At 74.1% G+C, this 18,390-nt stretch carries 15 protein-coding genes; 8 read left to right on the forward strand and 7 right to left on the reverse strand.

The annotated features are described in order from the left end of the window. The first annotated feature begins 176 nt into the window (after positions 1-176). The 3 genes from cbiE to AB1460_RS29870 all read left to right on the forward strand — a co-directional run bounded on the left by cbiE (position 177) and on the right by AB1460_RS29870 (position 3,476). Positions 177-1,466, forward strand: a complete 1,290-nt coding sequence (gene cbiE / locus AB1460_RS29860; protein WP_368965433.1) for a precorrin-6y C5,15-methyltransferase (decarboxylating) subunit CbiE — start codon at positions 177-179, stop codon at positions 1,464-1,466. Positions 1,467-1,574: 108 nt separating this feature from the next. After that, positions 1,575-2,444: a rhomboid family intramembrane serine protease gene (locus tag AB1460_RS29865; RefSeq protein ID WP_368965423.1), complete on the forward strand. Its 870-nt coding sequence runs from the start codon at positions 1,575-1,577 to the stop codon at positions 2,442-2,444. Positions 2,445-2,780: 336 nt separating this feature from the next. Further along, on the forward strand, positions 2,781-3,476 hold the full coding sequence (locus AB1460_RS29870) for a response regulator (RefSeq protein ID WP_368965424.1): 696 nt from the start codon (positions 2,781-2,783) through the stop codon (positions 3,474-3,476). A gap of 36 nt (positions 3,477-3,512) precedes the next feature. Here AB1460_RS29870 and AB1460_RS29875 read toward each other — a convergent pair whose 3' ends face one another. Then, the gene (locus AB1460_RS29875; RefSeq protein ID WP_420497411.1) at positions 3,513-5,642 is read right to left on the reverse strand and encodes a GAF domain-containing sensor histidine kinase; all 2,130 of its coding nucleotides are present in this window, start codon (positions 5,640-5,642) and stop codon (positions 3,513-3,515) included. A 658-nt stretch (positions 5,643-6,300) separates the two neighbouring features. Between AB1460_RS29875 and AB1460_RS29880 the strand changes: the two genes are divergently transcribed. The 4 genes from AB1460_RS29880 to AB1460_RS29895 all read left to right on the forward strand — a co-directional run bounded on the left by AB1460_RS29880 (position 6,301) and on the right by AB1460_RS29895 (position 9,412). After that, positions 6,301-7,005 (forward strand): cysteine dioxygenase, encoded by a 705-nt coding sequence (locus AB1460_RS29880; protein ID WP_368965425.1) that lies wholly within the window; start codon positions 6,301-6,303, stop codon positions 7,003-7,005. Beyond that, positions 7,002-7,403 carry a rhodanese-like domain-containing protein gene (locus AB1460_RS29885; RefSeq protein WP_368965426.1) on the forward strand — a complete coding sequence of 134 codons (402 nt, stop codon included), beginning with the start codon at positions 7,002-7,004 and terminating at the stop codon, positions 7,401-7,403. Before AB1460_RS29880 ends, AB1460_RS29885 begins: the two co-directional genes overlap by 4 nt. A gap of 736 nt (positions 7,404-8,139) precedes the next feature. After that, positions 8,140-8,508, forward strand: a complete 369-nt coding sequence (locus AB1460_RS29890; protein WP_018635137.1) for a WhiB family transcriptional regulator — start codon at positions 8,140-8,142, stop codon at positions 8,506-8,508. 352 nt (positions 8,509-8,860) lie between these two features. Continuing rightward, the gene (locus AB1460_RS29895) at positions 8,861-9,412 is read left to right on the forward strand and encodes a SixA phosphatase family protein (protein ID WP_368965427.1); all 552 of its coding nucleotides are present in this window, start codon (positions 8,861-8,863) and stop codon (positions 9,410-9,412) included. 167 nt (positions 9,413-9,579) lie between these two features. On the opposite strand, the gene AB1460_RS29900 is transcribed toward AB1460_RS29895, so the two are convergent. The 5 genes from AB1460_RS29900 to AB1460_RS29920 form a co-directional block, all read right to left on the reverse strand. Next, positions 9,580-9,777 carry a hypothetical protein gene (locus AB1460_RS29900; protein WP_368965435.1) on the reverse strand — a complete coding sequence of 66 codons (198 nt, stop codon included), beginning with the start codon at positions 9,775-9,777 and terminating at the stop codon, positions 9,580-9,582. A gap of 83 nt (positions 9,778-9,860) precedes the next feature. After that, a complete protein-coding gene (locus AB1460_RS29905) occupies positions 9,861-11,381 on the reverse strand; it encodes an alpha,alpha-trehalose-phosphate synthase (UDP-forming) (RefSeq protein WP_368965428.1) in 1,521 nt (506 codons plus the stop codon). Between the two features lie 401 nt (positions 11,382-11,782). Beyond that, on the reverse strand, positions 11,783-12,046 hold the full coding sequence (locus AB1460_RS29910; protein WP_368965429.1) for a hypothetical protein: 264 nt from the start codon (positions 12,044-12,046) through the stop codon (positions 11,783-11,785). A gap of 98 nt (positions 12,047-12,144) precedes the next feature. Next, positions 12,145-13,377 carry a hypothetical protein gene (locus tag AB1460_RS29915; RefSeq protein ID WP_368965430.1) on the reverse strand — a complete coding sequence of 411 codons (1,233 nt, stop codon included), beginning with the start codon at positions 13,375-13,377 and terminating at the stop codon, positions 12,145-12,147. Positions 13,378-13,387: 10 nt separating this feature from the next. Continuing rightward, a complete protein-coding gene (locus AB1460_RS29920) occupies positions 13,388-15,484 on the reverse strand; it encodes an FtsK/SpoIIIE domain-containing protein (RefSeq protein ID WP_368965431.1) in 2,097 nt (698 codons plus the stop codon). A gap of 1,486 nt (positions 15,485-16,970) precedes the next feature. Here AB1460_RS29920 and AB1460_RS29925 point away from each other — a divergent pair. Next, positions 16,971-17,438, forward strand: a complete 468-nt coding sequence (locus AB1460_RS29925; protein ID WP_368965436.1) for a hypothetical protein — start codon at positions 16,971-16,973, stop codon at positions 17,436-17,438. Positions 17,439-17,456: 18 nt separating this feature from the next. On the opposite strand, the gene AB1460_RS29930 is transcribed toward AB1460_RS29925, so the two are convergent. Next, positions 17,457-18,269 (reverse strand): ABC transporter permease, encoded by an 813-nt coding sequence (locus AB1460_RS29930; RefSeq protein ID WP_368965432.1) that lies wholly within the window; start codon positions 18,267-18,269, stop codon positions 17,457-17,459. Positions 18,270-18,390 lie beyond the last annotated feature (121 nt).

The following is an 18,390-nucleotide window of genomic DNA, read 5'->3' on the forward strand; positions in this document are numbered from 1 at the left end:
GTCCAGGAAAGCGCGGGCGCCCTCGTCGAGCCGCGTCCCGAACTGCGCGAGGTCGGTGAGCGCGCCTGCCGCGTACTGCACCGTCACTGCCCGTGCCGGCCCGTCCAGCGCGGCCACGGTCCCAGCCACGGTTATGGGCATGGGCACGGGCGCCTGACCCGCATGCTGTTCTCCTCCTGAGCCTGGGCGCCGGGCAGGCCGTCACCGTCGTCGGAATCGGCGACGACGGCTGGGACGGGCTGCCCCAGGCCTCACGCGGAGAGCTTCTCCGCGCCGAGGTCGTGCTGGGTGCGCCACGGCAGCTGGGGCTGTTGCCGCCCGAGGTGGCGGCCCGCCGGGTGCGCTGGCCGTCCCCACTGGCGCCGGCGGTGGCGGGGGTGATCGAGGAGCATGCGGGTGCGCGGCTGTGCGCGCTGGCGAGCGGCGACCCGATGTTCTTCGGGCTCGGCACCACCCTCGTGCGGGTCCTGGGCGCGGAGCGGGTCCGGGTGCTGCCGCACCCGTCCTCGGTCTCGCTGGCCTGCGCGCGCCTCGGCTGGGCCCTGGACGCCACGGAGGTCGTCAGCCTGGTCGGCCGTCCCCTGGCCTCGGTGCACCCGGCGCTGACGGCGGGCCGTCGGCTGCTCGTCCTGAGCGCCGACCGTCGCACGCCGGCCGCGCTGTGCCGTCTGGTCACCGACCGCGGCTTCGGCGACAGCGCGGTGACACTGCTGGAGCACCTGGGTGGCCCGGCGGAACGCCGGCGGGACACTCGGGCGGCCCTGCTGGCGAGCCCCGTTCCGGCCTCCCCCTCCCCCTCTCCGTCCGCCTCCGCCGGCGATGACGAGGACGACATCGCCGATCTGAACCTCGTCGCGCTGGCCCTGAGCAGCGGGGCGGGCGTGCCGCATCTCCCCCGCGTCCCGGGGCTCCCGGACGACGCGTTCGAGCATGACGGGCAGCTGACCAAGCGGGAGGTCCGCGCGGTGACGCTGGCGCTGCTGGCACCGGCTCCCGGCGAGCTGCTGTGGGACGTCGGCGCCGGCTGCGGCAGCGTCGCGATCGAGTGGATGCGCACCCACCCGGCCTGCCGGGCGGTCGCGGTGGAGCCGCGGGCCGACCGCGCCGCCCGGATCGCCCGCAACGCCGAGGCCCTCGGCGTGCCCACGCTCCGGGTGGTCACGGCGGCGGCCCCGGCAGCCCTGGCCGACCTGGCCGGGGTGGCCGGTGAGCCGGACGCGGTGTTCGTCGGCGGCGGCCTGACCGCACCCGGCACCGTCGAGCGCTGCTGGGAGGCGCTGCGGCCCGGCGGGCGGCTCGTCGCGAACGCGGTGACGATCGAGTCCGAGACCGCGCTGGCCCGGTGCCACGCGGAGTACGGCGGGGAGCTGACCCGCCTGGCGGTGGCCCGCGCGGTGCCGATCGGCGGGTTCGCCGGCTGGCGGCCGATGATGCCGGTCACCCAGTGGGCGGCCACGCGGCGCTGATGACGCACGGCGCCGGCGATGTCGCTGGGAGGTCTGTGCGCAGCGGCCGGGGAGCGAGTACGGCGGGCAGGCCGGGCCACGCCGGGCGTACTACGGCAGGATGACCACGTGGTCATCCCGATTCACGACATCAATCCACTGCGACGCAGGCCGGTCGTCACCTGGCTGCTGATCGCGATCAATGTCGTGGTCTTCATCTTTCTCACCCCGATGGTCAGCTCGGTCGCCGGAGTGCAGACCTCGCAGCCTCAGAACGTCTGCGAACAGCAGCGCTTCTTCCAGGAATGGGGGGCGATCCCCAAGGAGCTGCTGTCCAACGAGCAGCTGCCGGTGACGAACTCGGGCCGGCTGGCGCTGGACGCGCAGAACCGCGTGGGCTGCCTGCCGGAGTCGCCGCCGAGCTTCGACAAGTCGCCGATCCTGTCGGCGATCACCTCGATGTTCCTGCACGGCAGCTGGCTGCACCTCATCGGCAACATGCTGTTCCTCGGAGTGTTCGGCAACAACATCGAGGACCGTATGGGCCGGCTGCTCTACCTGCTGTTCTACCTGGTCTGCGGGGTGGCCGCCGCCTACGGGTTCGCCCTGTTCGAAGGCAGCACGACCGACACCCTCATCGGGGCCTCCGGTGCGGTGGCCGGGGTTCTCGGCGCCTACCTGGTGGTGTTCCCGAAGGCACGGGTCATCGGGCTGGTCTCGGTGCTGTTCTTCCTCCCGTTCTGGCTGCCGGCGTGGATCGTGCTCGGTTTCTGGTTCGCGCTCCAGTACATGTACTTCACCGGCATCGGGGTGGCGGAGGGCGGGAGCGTCGCCTACGGCGCGCACGTGGTCGGTTTCGTGCTCGGCGCCGTGCTGGTCGCGCCGTTCGTCCAGCGCCTGCGTGCGGCCGGGCCGGCACCGCACCGATCCCCGCAGGCGCGCTGGGTGCGGGAGCCACCGCGGATGGGCCTGCGCCAGCCACCCCGCCACCGCGGCTGACCACCGGCACCCGCGTCCACCCGCGTCCCGCGTCCCGCCGCGCCGCGGGCACGCGGTGCCGCGGAGGGGATCTCCCACGACAATGTTCCACCGGGCGCACGACCTGGCTCTACAGCCGGGCACCGGGGGCCGGCGGGCGGCGCCGGCGACTGCCGGATCGCGCGGAGCTGATCCGAATGCGGCGGGGCCGTCACCGTCACGGCGGGAAGCGGCGGCGCATTGCCCGCACAACGCCCGAACCCACCGAAGCGCCCCTTCGCGAGGGTTATAATCTGCGTTCTGCACGTGACATACAGCGACGGTCTTCCATGACAGCGGGGTCGGGCGGAGTCAACGGTGGCAGAGGTATCGACGGGCAGTTCCGAATCCGGCGCGACGCCCGTCCGGTCGTCCAGGGCCGGGTCGATCCGGGTGTTCCTCCTCGACGACCACGAGGTGGTGCGCCGGGGCTTGCGTGAGTTGCTCTCCGACGAGGAGGACATCGTCGTCGTGGGCGAGGCAGGCCGCGCCGACGAAGCGATCTCCGAGATCATCATGCTGCGCCCGGACGTCGCTGTCCTGGACGCTCGCCTGCAGGAGGGTAGCGGGATCGAGGTGTGCCGGCACGTCCGGTCCCACGACCCCGGGATCGCCTGCCTGATCCTCACCTCCTTCGACGACGAGGACGCGCTGTTCACCGCGATCATGGCGGGTGCGGCGGGCTACGTCCTCAAGCAGATCCGCGGCAACGCCCTGGTCGACGCGGTGCGTCAGGTTGCCTCCGGCCAGTCCCTGCTCGATCCGGCCGTCACCTCCCGGGTGCTCTACCGCCTGCGGGAGGGGCCGGTCGAGGACGAGCGGCTCGCCGGCCTCACCGACCAGGAGCGGCGCATCCTGTCCCTGATCGCCGAGGGCCTCACCAACCGCCAGATCGCCGCGCGGATGTTCCTCGCGGAGAAGACGGTCAAGAACTACGTGTCGAGCATGCTGTCCAAACTGGGCATGGAGAGCCGGACGCAGGCCGCGGTCTTCGCGACCAAACTGTCGTCCTGACGGCCGCTCCGGAGCCGGGGCCGGGGCGAGCACGGGTCACGGCTCGGCGGGCGGCTCACCGGCGCCGGGTCCAGGCCCGGCGGGTGGCCGCAGCACCCGCGGCGTGGGGATCGGCTGGACCAGCGGGACCTGCCAGGTCACCGTCGTGCCGATCCCGCCCTCGCCGGGCCCGAACTCCATCCGCCCGCCCAGGTCGAGGGCCCGGCGCCGCAGGTTCGCCAGGCCACTGCTGCGGGATGCCCCGCCAGGGCCACAGCCGTTGTCGCGCACCTGCATCGACACGTCGGTGTTGGTGACCCGTACCCGCACCTGAATACGCGTGGCGCGGGCGTGCCGCGCGATGTTCGACAGCGCCTCCCGGACGGCGGCCAGCAGGTGCGGGTGGATCACCGCCGGCACCCCGCAGTCGACCGGACCGTCGATGTGGACCGTCGGGCGGATGGCCAGCGCCTGCTCCGCCTGCGCGGCGATCGCGGCGATCTCCGACCGCAGGTCGACCGACCCGGAGGCGGCGGTCAGCGAGAAGATCGTCTGCCGGATGTCGGCGATCGTCTGGTCGAGCTCACGGACCGCGGCGTTGAGCCGCACCGCCGCGTCCGGGTCGATCATCCTGGTCATACCCTGGATCTGCAGGCCGGTGGCGAACAGGCGCTGGATCACGACGTCGTGCAGGTCACGGGCGATGCGGTCGCGCTCCTCGTACACCGCGAGGCGCTCGCCCTCCCGCTGTACCCGGGCGAACTCGAGGGTGAGCGCGGCGTGGCCGGCGAACGCGGCGGCCATCTCCAGGTCGAGATGCTCGAACGCGACCACCCCCGGCGCCGCCGCGAGCACCAGGATCCCGAGCGGCCGGCCCGCCGCCAGCAGCGGGACGATCATCACCGCGCCGATCGCGATACCGTCGACGACCTCGCCCAGCAGGCGCCGCGCGGCCGGGTCCGCCCGCTCCGGCGGGATGATCAGGGCCCGGCCGGCCCGCATGACGTCCAGCAGCTTCGTCGGGTCGGCCAGCAGCCGCCCGCGGAGTTCGTCCGCGCCCGCGCCGTCCACGACGGCGACCTCCAGCTCCGTGGGGGCAGGGCCGCCGGCGTCCCGGTCCCGCCCTGCCCTGGAGCGGAACGGACCGCCTTGCCGCGGGGCCACTCCCGGCCCCGCGGCGGTTCCGACGCGGCCGGTCGCCGCCCCCGGCGCAGCCACCGGCGCAGCCACCGGCAGGACGATCCCGGCCAGCAGCGCGGAGGTGATCTGCCGCGCCCGCCGCGCCACCAGCCGAAGCGCCTCGACCGGCTCGGCCACCGACAGCAGCGCGGTCGTTATCTCGGCGCTCGCGGTGAGCCAGGCCTGGCGCCGCCTGGTTGTCTCGTAGAGGCGCGCGTTCTCGATGGCGAACCCCACTGCAGCGGCGAGCGCATGGACGAGATCCTCGTCCTCCTGAGTGAACTCGGAGCCGCGTTTGCCGGCAAGGTACAGGTTCCCGAAGGCCTCCCCGCGGACGGCGATGGGCACCCGCAGGAACGTGCCGAAGCCTGGCGCGCCGGGCCCCGGCGGGCCGGCGGGGAAGCCGAGGACGTCGGCGGCCACGACGACGGTGCCGGGACGAGCGGCGTGCCCGTCCCGGCCGGGCGGGCCGATCAGTTCCCTGCCGGCCAGTTCCCCGCCGATCAGCCCCCGGCCGAGGGGCATCCGGACGATGTCGGCCGGGACGTCCTGCCCCGGGCCGCCGCCGATCAGCTCGGCGATGTGGCCGTCCGGGCCCAGCACCCCGAGCACTCCGAGGTCGCAGTCCACCAGCGACCGGGCGGCCTCGGCGATGCGGCGCAGGGTCACGGGCAGGCTCAGCTCGCGCGCCACGTCGACGACGGCTTCGAGCAGGCCGCGCATGCGGTGCTGCACCGCGAACACCTCCGGAGCGGCCGCTGAGGGCGTCGACGCGGGCGCGGGAGGCGCGGCGGCCGGCCGTGGCGCGACACGCGCGACATGCGGCCCCGGTGGCGACGCCCGCGGGGGTGACGAGGGCGGACCGGGCGAAGGCGAAGGCGAGGGCAGCGGCGGCGGAGCGGGCAGCGCAGGTGTGGCGGGCCGTGGCGGGCGGCGCGCGCCGCTGGGGCAGCCGGCCTCGGCGGCCGAGGCCGCGAGCGCATCGGTCCCGGCACCGGTCTGGACCATCTCGCACCTCCCGTCCACACACCTCAGGTGACGATAACCAGACACCCGACGTCTCGGGACACTGCCGGGTGTATCGAGCGGACTGCTCGGTGCCACGGAGCAGGCGGGGCTGGCGTAGAGTGCGCCCATGGCCGTCCCTGGCTTCCTCCTGCACAGCGACCGCGTGACCGACCTCAGCAGGGTCTGCGCCGCGGCCTGTATCACCCGGGCCTGACCGCTCGCGGGTTCCGGCTGTCCAGGCCGGCCCGTCCATGCTCAGGCCCGGTCACGGCAGACGTGGCCCGCCACCACCGGCGCCTCCAGGCGGCCGGGTGATGGCGCCCCCACGGCCGCCGAGGCCATCGCAGGGCGATGACCAGCAGCACCGGCCAGTGAGGGCCTGACCCCGCCCGAGGTGCCGGCCGCCCCCGGTCGAGCAGATCGCCACGGCACGACTCGCCGCCGTGGTCGCGTCTCGTCCCGTCCATGGCTCCCATCGCCCCCAGCGCGGTCGCCGGGCGGGGCTGCCGCCTCGACCCGCACACGCCGCCCTCACGGCGCCGTCCCCGCCTGGAACGTCCTGCCGGACGTCGATGTGGGGGCGCCCCCGCGCGGACTATCCCCTCGCCGTGTCCTCCTGTGGTCTGTCGCCGTGGTGGCGATGTTTGAAGGAGCCTCGATGCCTCTGATCCATCCCGCGCTGATCCACCCCGCGCTGGTCGCCTCGGCCCCGGTTCCGCCACCGGCCCCCGTCCCGGTGCTCGCCACGGGCGGCGCGCAGACCTCGGTCCAGCCCCCGGTCTCCCTGATCTCCTCCTCGATGCGGCCATCGCCAACGGTCTCCCCGCTGGTGCCCGAGCGGTTCCTCGCCGACGAGACCCGTCAGCTGTCCCTGCCCGACCTGCGCGGACTGGCCGCCGGGCTCGCCGCGGCCGAGTACGTCTGGCGTCCCCTGGTCCGGCACGACCCACGGCAGCGCTGGTACATCCGGCTACTCCTGTCCGGTGTGGTCGAGGTGTGGCTCATCGGTTGGTATCCAGGCCAGCAGACGGAGATCCACGACCACGGCGGGGCGCTGGGCGCACTCGCCGTCGCCGAGGGCATCCTGGACGAGGACGAGTGCGGCCCGGACTGGGCAGTCACCCGGACCCGCCGCCACCACGCGGGATCGCACCCCGGGTTCGGCGCGGACCACGTCCACCGGGTCGTCAACCGAGGGCACGGCGCGGCCACCACGATCCACGCCTACTCGCCCCCGGAGCTCCCGCTGCGCTACCGGCCGGCCGACGACCGCCAGCCGAACCGCTCCGTACCCGCTGCGCCACCCGCGACGCCGCCGGCCGTCGCCCTGGGCCAGGCGCTCACCGCCGGCGCCGGGGTATGAGCGGCAGCCGCATCGACGGGTTGCTCGCCGCGGCCCGCTCCCGGCTGCGCCGGCTGACCCCCGAGCAGGCCGCCGCGGCGGTGGCCGACGGAGCGGTCCTCATCGACATCAGGCCGGCCGCGCAGCGGTCCGCCGAGGGGGGCATCCCGGCGGCGGTGGTCATCGAGCGCAATGTCCTCGAATGGCGACTCGACCCGACGAGCGAGGCCCGCGCACCGTTCGCGACCGGCGACCACGTCATCCCGGTGATCATCTGCTCGGAGGGCTACACCTCCAGCCTCGCCGCGGCCGCGCTGCACGACCTGGGCCTCACCGGCGCGACCGACGTGATCGGCGGGTTCCACGCCTGGGCGGCCGCCGGCCTGCCCACGACCGGCCTGCCGGCAGCACCGGGCTGAGCCCGCGAAGCGGCCTGGGCGGCCTGGGCGGCCTGTCGGGGCTCGTCCCGGGACGGCGGAGGCAGCGCGGACCCTCGTGTGGTCCTCGGCACATTTCGGTCCTTGCGGACCTCTGGCCTGGTCCACCCGCCGGGGTTCGACGTGCCTTTACCTGCCGGCAACCAGGCTCCCTCTGCGCGCCGAACCGACCAGACAAGGCACCTCAAATCCTCGGCACACCCCTCCACCACCCCCCAAAAAGGATCTTGCTTTCTGTACAAAAGGCCTGTACAGCAGCATCTTTTCGGGCTCGAGAGACCTTGCGCACACGGCGGACCAAACCAGTTACATGGTTGCCATTGACCTGAGAGGGTGAGGTCTGCCACCCCGCAGGGCGGCAGATCAGGCCACCAGAGAGAGATCCGGACGTAGGCGTTTCGGAACCCTTGCTATCCGGTCGAGAGACGTCTACGTTCCTCGGTTAACGAGACGAGACGGGATCGTTTCCGAGCGGAGCGCCAGCAGCCCCCGGCCGCACCGCGACGAAACACCTGGGGGCTCTCGACTTGTGCTGGTAGGCCCACCCGTCCGGCGTGCGGCGCGACGCCGGGCATTGCCTGTCCGCAGCGCACCTGTCCGCCTTTGCAACGTCAGCAGGAGACGGTATGCCCAGTGAGCCCGGCATGCTACCGGTCGGTAGCCCCGCCGCACCCATGTCCCTGTCGCCGTCCGACTCCGTTCACCCGGGAGGGGTGCGATGAGCGCCGGCGTACCCGTTCTTCCGGGTCGCGACCTGCCCCCGCAGCCGTTCGGCGAGGGTTGGCCCGTCTACTGGCGGCAGGATGCCGCCTGCCGCGACGGCGACCCCGACGCGTTCTTCCCGCCGGACGGCCGCAACACCAAGGCTCGGGCCGCTGCGGAGACGCGGGCCCGCAAGATCTGTTCGGACTGTCCCGTGCAGCGGGCGTGCCTGGCCACCGCCATCTTCCGCCAGGAGGAGCACGGTGTCTGGGGCGGGTTGACCTCGGACCAGCGCGCCTCGCTGGTCCCCCGCGGCCGGCTGAACGCGGATGACGCGCTCGCCGCGGCTGACCGCGTACTGCTGTCGATCTCCGTCGCGAGCTGACGCCGACTCACACCCGGGCATCACGCGCACCTGGCCCGGCCATCGCCTTCGAGGGGTGGCCGGGCCGCGGTCGTCCGGCGCCGGGCGGGCCGGACGCCGAGGTCGCGCCCGACGCCGAGGTCGCGCCCGGGCCTTCCCGCTCGGCTCGTCCCGCCCGAGGCCCTCCCGCCCGAGGCCCTCCCGCGCGAACCGACCGAAATGCCCGGCTCCTCGCACCACCACCACCGACCGGTGGTGGCGCGGCCAGGGGCATTGACGAGGGCGTCCTCCTGTCGGCAGTCTGCGAGTCGTCGCGACGCGTGTGGCGACACCCCGACGGGCGAAGGGCGGGAAGGACGACGTGTCCGGTGCGGTGAGGCGTATCCCACGGCTGCTGGTGCTCCGGCACGCGCAGGCCGACCCGCCCGCCGGGCCCGACCTACGGGACGAGGAGCGACCGCTCTCGCCGAAGGGCCGCCGCCAGATCACGGTGGTCGCCGCCCACCTCGTGGCCTCCGGGATCGAGCCCGACCTGGTGCTCTGCTCCGCCGCGACCCGTACCCGCCAGACGGTCGCGCATCTCGCGCACGCGCTGCCGAGCGGCGTTCCCGTCCTCGTGGAGGACCAGCTCTACCTGGCTGAGGCGAACGACCTGCTGGCGCGGCTGCGCCAGATCGACGACGGCGTGCCCTCGGTGCTGCTCGTCGGCCACAACCCGGGCCTGCACACGCTCGCGGTGGGCCTGCTGAACCCGTCCGAGCGGCACCGGGTGCCGACGTTCCCGACGGCGGCGCTGTCCGTCCACGACCTTTCGGTGCCGCGCTGGAGCGAGCTGGGGCCGGCCACCACCCGGCTGGCCGACTTCGTCACCCCGCGCCTGCTGCGGGAGGCCACGGGCACGCCAGAACAGGCCACCGACGCCTGATCACCGGGCGCCTGGCCACCGGCACCCGCCCGGCGACGTTCGGCGTCACCTGTGGCGGGGCCTGGCAGGGGACGTGCCCCGCACCGGCGGCACGGGGCACGCGGCGACCGACCGGCCAGGCCGCGGAGCAGACCTGGCCGCACCGGCCGGAACAGTCGCCTGGCGGCCTAGTACGCCTGCTCCATGATCCTGGAGGCCACGCCCAGGCCGGTACCGACGACAAGCGCCACGGCCGTCCCGATCCACAGCGGCACGGAGCCGAGGATCAGCGCGAGGGTCCCCAGGACAAAACCCGCGATGAGGATGTACACCGCGGCCCAGGACCCCATGTTGGCCTTCACATGACCGGTATCCGACACGTCCACTCCTGTCTCGACCATGGCTTGGCATCACAACCCGATGGCAGGCACACCCGACCTCCCGCCGAGCGTACCCGCCGGGGCACGACTCAGGAGAAACCCGCCAGGTGACTCAGATCGGCCAGCTGCTCGTTGAGCCAGCGGCGGACGTCGTGCGTGCGGACCTGCTCGGCGGCCGCGGCCAGCCGGCGGTGCCGCTCGTCCATCGGCATCACCAGCGCCGCGTACAGCGCGTCAGCCATCTGCTGGACGTCGAACGGCTGCAGCGTGACCGCGAACTCGCCCAGCTCCTCGTGCGCGCCGGCCATCTCCGACAGGGCCAGCACCCCGCCGCGCCGGTTGACGACAGCGACCTCCTTGGCCACCAGGTTCATCCCGTCGGCGATCGCGTTGACCATCAGGACGTCGCAGATGGAGTAGGCGGCCACCGCGAGCGCGAAGTCCTCGACCATCCGCAGGTCGATGGGCTGCCGCCCCTCCTTGGTGTGCCTGGCGTTGATCTCCGCGACGACGGCGCCGATCAGCGCGATGTAGTCGGCGTACTCGGGGACGTCCGTCCGGCTCGGCTGCAGCAGCGCGAGGAAGCTCACCTTTCCCACCAGCTCGGGATGCTGGTCGAGCAGCGTCCCGAAGGCCAGGAAGCCGCGGACGACGTTCTTGCTCGGGTCGGTGCGGTCGACCCGCAGCACGAGCTGGCGGTCCTCGTCGAGGAAGACGTAACGCAGCATCGCGACGTGGGCGGCCACCTCCTCGCTGGCGAGGGTGGCGTCCAGGGCCGCCGGGTCGACGGAGATCGGGTAGTAGCGGGCGCGCACCGTCCGGTCGTTCACCTGGACGGTCAGCTCGTCGAGGTTGATGGGCAGGCCGAGCAGCTCCCCGGCGCACAGCACGAAGTTGCGGGCGTAGCGGCGGGTGTGGAAGCCGACGACGTCGCTGCCGAGAAGACCACGCAGAAGGCGCTCCCGGATGTCACCCGGCAGGATGCGCCACTCGTCCGGCCCGGGCCACGGGATGTGCACGAAGTGGGTGAGGACGACATCCGGGCACTGCTCGCGGACATGCTCGGCGACGAGGTAGAAGTGGTAGTCCTGCAGCAGGACCAGGGCCTTGCCGCCGCGGGAGCGGACCTCGTCCGCGACGGCGTCCGCGTAGGCCCGGTTGACGGCCGCGTAGCCGTTCTCGAACGCGTCGTGATCGGCACGGGTCAGCACCGGCGTCAGCGACCGCCCGTACAGGCCGTGCTGGATGAACCAGAGGATCGGGTTGGACCAGACGCTGTAGAAGTCGGCGTAGGCGTCCGGATCGGTGACCACCAGCCGCACCCGGATGGACGGGCCGTCCGGCTTCCCGTCGACCACGTGCGGCGACGGCTGGGTCTGGACGAGGATCGAGCCGCCGTCGTTCTCGCCGGCGACGGCGGCGTCCTCGGGAGTCGCGGCGCCACAGACCCAGACGGCGTCATCCAGGTGCTCGGCCAGGCCGGACAGTGCGGACACGAGGCCGCCGGCGCCGCGGGTGACGGTTCGGCCGGCGGTGTCGCGATCGAAGCTGACAGGACCTCGGTTGGACAGCAGAACCAGTGGGAGATCGAGCAGGTCGATGTCCGACACGGCGGAAGGGGCCCTCCTGGTCGTCATGGTGCCCGGCATCGCCGACAGGCAGGCGGCCGGCGCAGAGACGCACTTCCGGCCGGAGCCGCCGGGCGGTCGGCGCCGGGCGCACGGGACAATCCGGACTGTAGTGAGCCTCGCTACCGGATGCACCGCGTTGCCGTGCGGCAGTGAGGTTGTTACCCCGAAGCCCGGCCGGTTACCACCCCCGCACAACCGGTGCGGGAATCCCCGGCCCACCCTCTGGGCGATCCGGACCGGTACGCGGCTGGTACGTCTGGTCAGGCAATCCGCGGGAGCGTCCGGGCGGGCGCGCGGGCAGTGAGGTGCCTCTGCTCAGACCCCGCCCGGGATGTGCCCGACGACACGGTGTGTTCCACACCACCCCGCGCCGGCACCGCTCACAGACCGTCGCGGTAGACCTTGACTTCCTGGACGGCGGAGCCGAGCGCGGCCAGCGCGTTCTCCAGGCTGTCCCGCGTCTCGACGAGTGCGCTCGTGAGCTGCTCGATGGCGAGGTGCTCGCTGCCGTCGGTGGCCGCGACGACCATCGCCTGAGCCTCCTCGATCATGTTGAGGGCACCCTCGAGCTGACCGGTCACATCCTCCGTGCGCCGGAACGCCTCGTCGAGCTGTGCTTTGACGTCGGCGATCGTCCCTGCCACCTGCACTCCGTTCCGTCAGCGACGCGGGTGGTGTGACCGGCCCGCGCCCAGGCCCCGTCCGCCGCTGTCGCCCGGACGCCGCATGCCGTTCCCGCAGCTCAGCGACGCCCGGTTCCTCCCTGACCGGCGGATCGGGAGGAATCACTGGCCGCACCGAAGCCGAGCCCGAACCGCAGGGCCAGCGCCAGGCAGGCCAGTGACCCGATTGTCCCCGCCGGCTCGATCGGAACAAAACGGAAGGTCGCCAGCACTGCCGCCGCCGCCGACGCCGCCGCGAGCAGTCCGGACCGCACGGCGGCCGTGGCGGACGACTCCCCTCCGGCGACCACGGCGACGGCACCCAGCCCGCCGGCCGCGGCCAGGCAGGGCAGCGCGGGCGTCTCCATGAACACCCGGGCCGCCACCGTGAGCGCCGCGGCGAGCGCGCAGGCCAGGGCGGTGACGATCCCGCCCGAAAGCGAGGTGCCGCCCCGGCTCACCGCGCGCAGCTCGGCAGACCGGGTCATCACCTCCAGGCACAGCCGGTAGGCGAGCTTCTTCGCCCGCTCCGGATCGACCAGCCCGTCGGGGCCGACCAGTCCGCCACCGGGCACCGGGACCCGGCGGCGGGTGTCCCGCCCCCGCCGCCCGGCGGCGGCCCGCTCACCACGTCCCGCACCCGAGCCCTGCCGGCCCAGGACCTTCCGGCCGGAGTCCGGCTCGGGCAGATCCAGCCCGCCCGCGCGCTTCCCGCCACGACCCGTCTCCCCGGGCAGGGCGACGGCGGAACGGCCCACCCGGCCGCGGTGCAGGCCGTCCAGGTCACCGGCGTACCGCTGGTAGACCGCCTCGACGTCTGGTTCGCCGCCGTCGCGGGGACGCAGCTGGTCCAGCCCGTCGAGCCCGTGCGGCGCCAGCGCGCCGCCGACCTGCGACCACACGGTGGCCACCCGGGACCGGATGTCCTCCGCCGCCGCCCGATGCCGCCGGGCGACGACGTCGGCGCTCTCCTGCCGCGCGCTCAGCCGCTCGGCGAGCTGGGCCTGCATCGCGTCGGACGTTCCCATCAGCTCCCGGTACCGGTTCGCGGCGACCATCGGGTGCTCGGCAGCCCCGAACGCCCCCGCCGGCGGCCCGTACCCGCCGGCCTGCCCCTGCGCCGGCCCGGCAGCCATCGTCCCGGTGACCATCGGCCCACTGCCGACCGGCCCACTGCCGACCGACCCGGTGCTGACCGACCCGGTGCTGACCGACCCACCCGGCAGCTCGGCGAGACCGGCACCGGACGACTCCCCGGCCCGTGGATCCGACCCGGCCAGCAGGCCGTCCTCCCACCGGCCGCCGGCCGTCACGCCGCCGCTCTCATGTCGCTGTCCTCCCGCCATGCGGCCTGGAGACCGCCACACCATTGTCGGCGGCCGATCCGGCGGCGAGTGGTGCGAACGGGACCACCGTGCGCGGATCGGCCTGGACGTGCCGGTCGAACAGCACAGCCCGGTTCGGCGTCGTCCCGGCCGTCACCGGCCGGTGCCCCGCGAGACCGAACAGGTCCCCGCCGGGCAGGCCGGTGGCCACCCAGGCCGCGATGTCGTCCCGGTGGCCGGGCCCGAGATCGTCCACGAGTCGGGACGGGGCACGCCACCAGCCGAGCAGATGCACACCGACCGCCGGGCCGCGGCGGGTCACCGTCCGCAGGTCGTCGAGCCCCGACCGGCGGGACGCCTCGTCCCGGGCCTCCAGCCCGGCCCGTCCCGCGTCCACCGCGAAGACGACGACGAGACGCATCGCCGCGGCGGCGCCGGCCTGCCCGGCGAGCGCCGCCTCCTCCCGCGCGCGGATCTCCGCTGCCGCCGACGCCAGCACAGCGCGCAGGCCGGTGACGTCCGTGACGTAGGTGGGATGGCCGGCGAGGCGCAGCGCCTCGGCCATCACCTCGGCCGCGGACACGGTGGCGGGGTCGGCCGCGACGACATCCACGGCGAGGCCGCCGCCGGCTGTCTGCGCCCCGACGGACACCGCGGCCGCCTGCAGCATGCCGACGGCCTCCCGCCGCAGCGGCCCGAGCACCGCCAGGTGCCGCCCCGGCAGGCGGGCGAGGCGCACCCCGACCGCCGGCGGCGCCAGGTCCAGCGGCACGCCGACGAACGCGAGCGGATCTCCCGCGGCCCCGGGCACCTCGTGCCCGCCGGCGGTGCCGAACTCGTCGGGCGCGCCGCGCAGGCCGACGGCTCCGTGCGCCCCGGGATCGCCGGACGCCGGGACCGGCCAGCCGGCCAGCGCCTGGAACGCCGGGTTGTCGGCGAGGACCGCCGGCGCGTGCCCGACGAACACCCGTGGCGGGCGCATCGCCGGGACGGCCCGGCTGACCAGCGCGCTGACCTGCTCCCGCAGCCCGGCGACCACCCGGGGATCGGGGTAGGCGACCCGGACGTGCTCGTTGCCGATCGGATGGCCGTTGCGCCGGTTCACGATCGCCTCGCCGACCCCGGACAGCGCACCCGCGGCCTCGTTCGCCGTCGACAGCAGCACCCGCGACTCCGAGATGGACGTCCGCAGCGCGACCCGCAGCGCGAACTGGCCGAAGATCGATCCACGCTTGCCGGCCGTCGCGTCCAGCGCGTCGATACCGGACAGGGTCTGGCTGGCCAACAGCAGGTGGATGCCGTAGGCCCGGCCCTGCCGTGCCAGCACCTCCAGCAGCGAGACGGCCTCCCGGGCGACCGTGTCGAGCGGGGTGAGCATGACCTGGAACTCGTCGACCACGATCATGATCCGCGGCCAGGCGGAACTGCGGTCCGCGGCGCGCAGCCCGCGCAGGTCCCGCGCGCCGACCGCGCGCATCGTCACGGAGCGCCGCTGCATCTCGTCCCGGGCGGCGCGCAGCACGGCGACGCCGAACTCGCGGTCGCTCTCGATACCGACGGTGTCCGCCTGCGGCAGGAAGAAGGGGTCCCCCGGCCGCTGGGCGAACTGGGCGAACTCCAGGCCCTCCTTGAAGTCGAGGAGGTGGAAGCGAAGCTGGTCCGGCCCGTAGCGGGCGGCCAGCCCGTAGACGATGTCGAGCAGCAGCGTCGACTTGCCCGCGCCGGCCTGGCCGCCGACGAGGCCGTGCACGGTGTCGTCGTCGAAGGTCAGCACCACCGGCCCGTCGGCGCCGTGCGCCACCGGGACGGAGATCCCCGCGGAGCTCTCGTACTCCCACAGGCCCGCGGGCAGCAGTCCGCCCAGGTCCGGAGCACTGGCCGCGGCCCGTTCCACCCCGGCGGCGACCCGGTTCGTGACCGCCGAGACGAGCGCCGGTGGCGGCGGGTCGTCGAGCACACAGCCGAGCGTGCCCGACAGGGACGTCCGCCAGCTCGCCGGTGCCGTGCTGCCGGCGACGGGGTCCGCCGCCAGGCCGAGCAGCTCCGCCGCGGTGACGGCCGGGGGAGCGGGGGGAGCCGGCCCATCCGCCGGCACCGACAGCTCCGGGACCACTGGTGCCGCCCGCGGTGACGGCGCCGCCCGCACCCGCGCCGGGCTCGACCACCGCGATGACGTGGACGCCGCACGACGGGCCCTGCGAGGCCACCGCGTCGAGAGCACGGGCCGCCTCGTCCGGCAGCGACGGCCAGCCCAGCAGGACGAGCAGCCGCCACGGCTCCGAGCGGGGCAGGCCGGCGTCCTCCCGCTCACGCAGGGAGTCGAAACGGCCGGCGAGGCGGTCGACCGTGATCCGGCCGACCTCGCCGGACAGCTCGGCGAGGGCGAGTTCGAGGCGCGCCCGGCTGGTCAGCGTCGGCCCGACCACGCCACGCAGGCGCAGCGGGGCGAAGGCGGCCAGCCCGGCACCCAGCTCGTGCGGGTCGTAGACGGTCACCCGCACCGCGCCCGGAGGGGCACTCGCGAGGATCCGGGTGAGCAGGCTGCGGACGAGGCCCACCGCCTCACCGCGCCGCGCCCGGGTGGTCTCGATCTGGAGGTTCCCCGCGTCGAGCAGGGGGAGCGCCAGCGGTACCTCCACCGGGACGCCCCCACGCCCTACCGGCGGCACCAGAATGCGCCCGACCCGCCACAGCCCGGGACGCCCGTCTGGCCCGATCGGGGGGTCTGCCGAGCCGTCGGAGGGTGCGTTCGCCCACGCGGGCGCCTCCCAGCCGGCGCCGGCGAACGCCGGGGCCTGCCGGCGGGCGAGCGCGCCCGCCTCGCTCAGGGCCAGGCCGACGCCCTCCACATCCCCGACGAGATCAGCGGCCTGGTCGGTCTCCTCCGCGTCGATGATGCGGGGGGCCGCGAGCGGCACCTCGCCGGTCTCGATCCGGCCCGCCTGCTCGTCGAGCCGGTCGGCCAGCGCGAGCGCCGCCTCCAGGCTCTCCGAGATGCCGGAGACGAGCAGGCGCGCTCGCCGTGTGCCCGACACCACGACCTCCTCGCGACAACCCACCCATCACGGCCAACGATCACGGCACGCGCACCCCGTACCCGCGACCGGTCACCGGAACACCACGCTAGCCACCGTTCCGTCGCATCGGGGCGTTTCACCGCAGGCGGCACAGGCGGCCACGGGGATGTCCCCGGGCGCTCCGGCCGATATCCACGCCGAACACCCGCAGCGAACTGGAACGTACCGGATGCCCGTCGGGAGACCGCCGCCGTATCCAGGGTGTCGCGCGTGTTCAATGGCCCCGCGGAGGACCATCGAGGCGAATGCCGTACGGGAGGCGCAGAAGTGGCGGATCCGGGGCGCATGTCCGACCTGGGCTCGGGGCCGGCGACGGAGCCGGGAACGGCGCCGGACGGGCTGGCTGGCCCCCGGGAGCCGGTCGACGCACCGGCCGACAGACGGGCTGACAGACGGGCTGACAGACCGGCTGGCGCACCGGCCACCGCCCCGGTCGACGCACCGGGACTCCCCGGCGCGGCCGACCCGGGCGCGGCGGCGACCACCGAGCCGGGCGAGCGGCCGCTGGCCGTCATCGACGTCGACGGGGTGGTGGCCGACGTCCGGCACCGGCTGCGGTTCCTGCGGGTCCACCCGGGCGACTGGGATGCGTTCTTCGCCGCCGCCGACATCGACCCGCCACTGGCCGAAGGCGTGGAGCTGGTCCACACGCTCGCCCGCGACCACGAGGTGATCTGGCTGACCGGGCGCCCGGAGCGCTCCCGCCCCGCGACGGTGCGCTGGCTGCGGGAGCAGGGACTGCCCGTCGGCGAGCTGCGGATGCGCCCGGACGACGACCGCCAGCCAGCGAGGATCTTCAAGCGCTCGGAGCTGCGCCAGATGGGAGCGCGCCGCCGGGTCGCCGTCGTGGTCGACGACGACCCGGCGGTCGTGGAGCTGCTGCGCGCCGACGGATGGCCCGTCCTGCGCGCGGACTGGCTCGCCTACGAGCCCACACTGGGCAACGCCCAGAACGAGGAGGGCCGCACCTGACCCCGGTCCGCCGGTGGATCAGCGGGCGGTGCCCCGGCGGTAGGCGCGGACAGCGAGCGGACCAGCGACCGCGAGGATCCCCACGCACCAGGCGAGGGAGACCAGCAGGTCCTCGGCGACCGGGCCGCCCAGGAACAGGGCACGCACCGCGTCGACGGTGGTGGTGACCGGCTGGTACTTCGCGAACGCCTGCAGCCAGCCAGGCATGGAACCGACCGGGGCGAACGCGGAACTCGCGAACACGAGCGGGAAGACCCAGATCATCCCGCCCGACTGGGCGGCCTCCACGCCGCTCACCGACATCCCGACCACCGCCGAGACCCAGGAGAAGGCGTAGGCGAAGGCGAGCATCAGGCCGAACCCGGCCAGGACGGCGAGGACGTTGGTGTCACCGAACCGGAAGCCGACCGCCAGGCCGACCAGCAGCATGACCAGCATGATGAAGGCGTTGCGGACCAGGTCCGTCAGGGTGCGGCCGGTGAGCAGCGCCGAACGGCTCATCGGCAGCGAGCGGAACCGGTCGATCAGCCCGGCCTCCCGGTCGCCTGCGAGGCCGATGCCGGTGAGCATCGCGCCGAAGACCACCGTCTGCACGAAGACGCCGGGCATGAGGAAGTCGACGTAGTCCACCCCCGGGCCGACGTTGATCGCGCCGCCGAACACGTAGGTGAACAGCAGGACGAACAGAATCGGCTGGATGGTCGCGAACACCAGCAGCTCGGGCACCCGCCAGGTCTGGATCAGGTTGCGCCGGCACATCACCCAGGCGTCGGCCACCTGCCAGAACAGGCGGCCGCGGCTGGCCACCGGGGTCAGGTCGAGAGCGCTCACTGGTGCACCTTCCTCGTGTCGGAACTCGCGAATGGGAGAGTTCGGACACGCCCCTGGTCCCCACCGGGCCATCGCCCTGCTCGCTCGACCGTGAAGGTCCGGCATGAGTTCCGCGAGGCCC

Origin of the sequence: Parafrankia sp. FMc2 (genome assembly GCF_041008525.1) — a bacterium.
Taxonomy (GTDB): domain Bacteria; phylum Actinomycetota; class Actinomycetes; order Frankiales; family Frankiaceae; genus Parafrankia.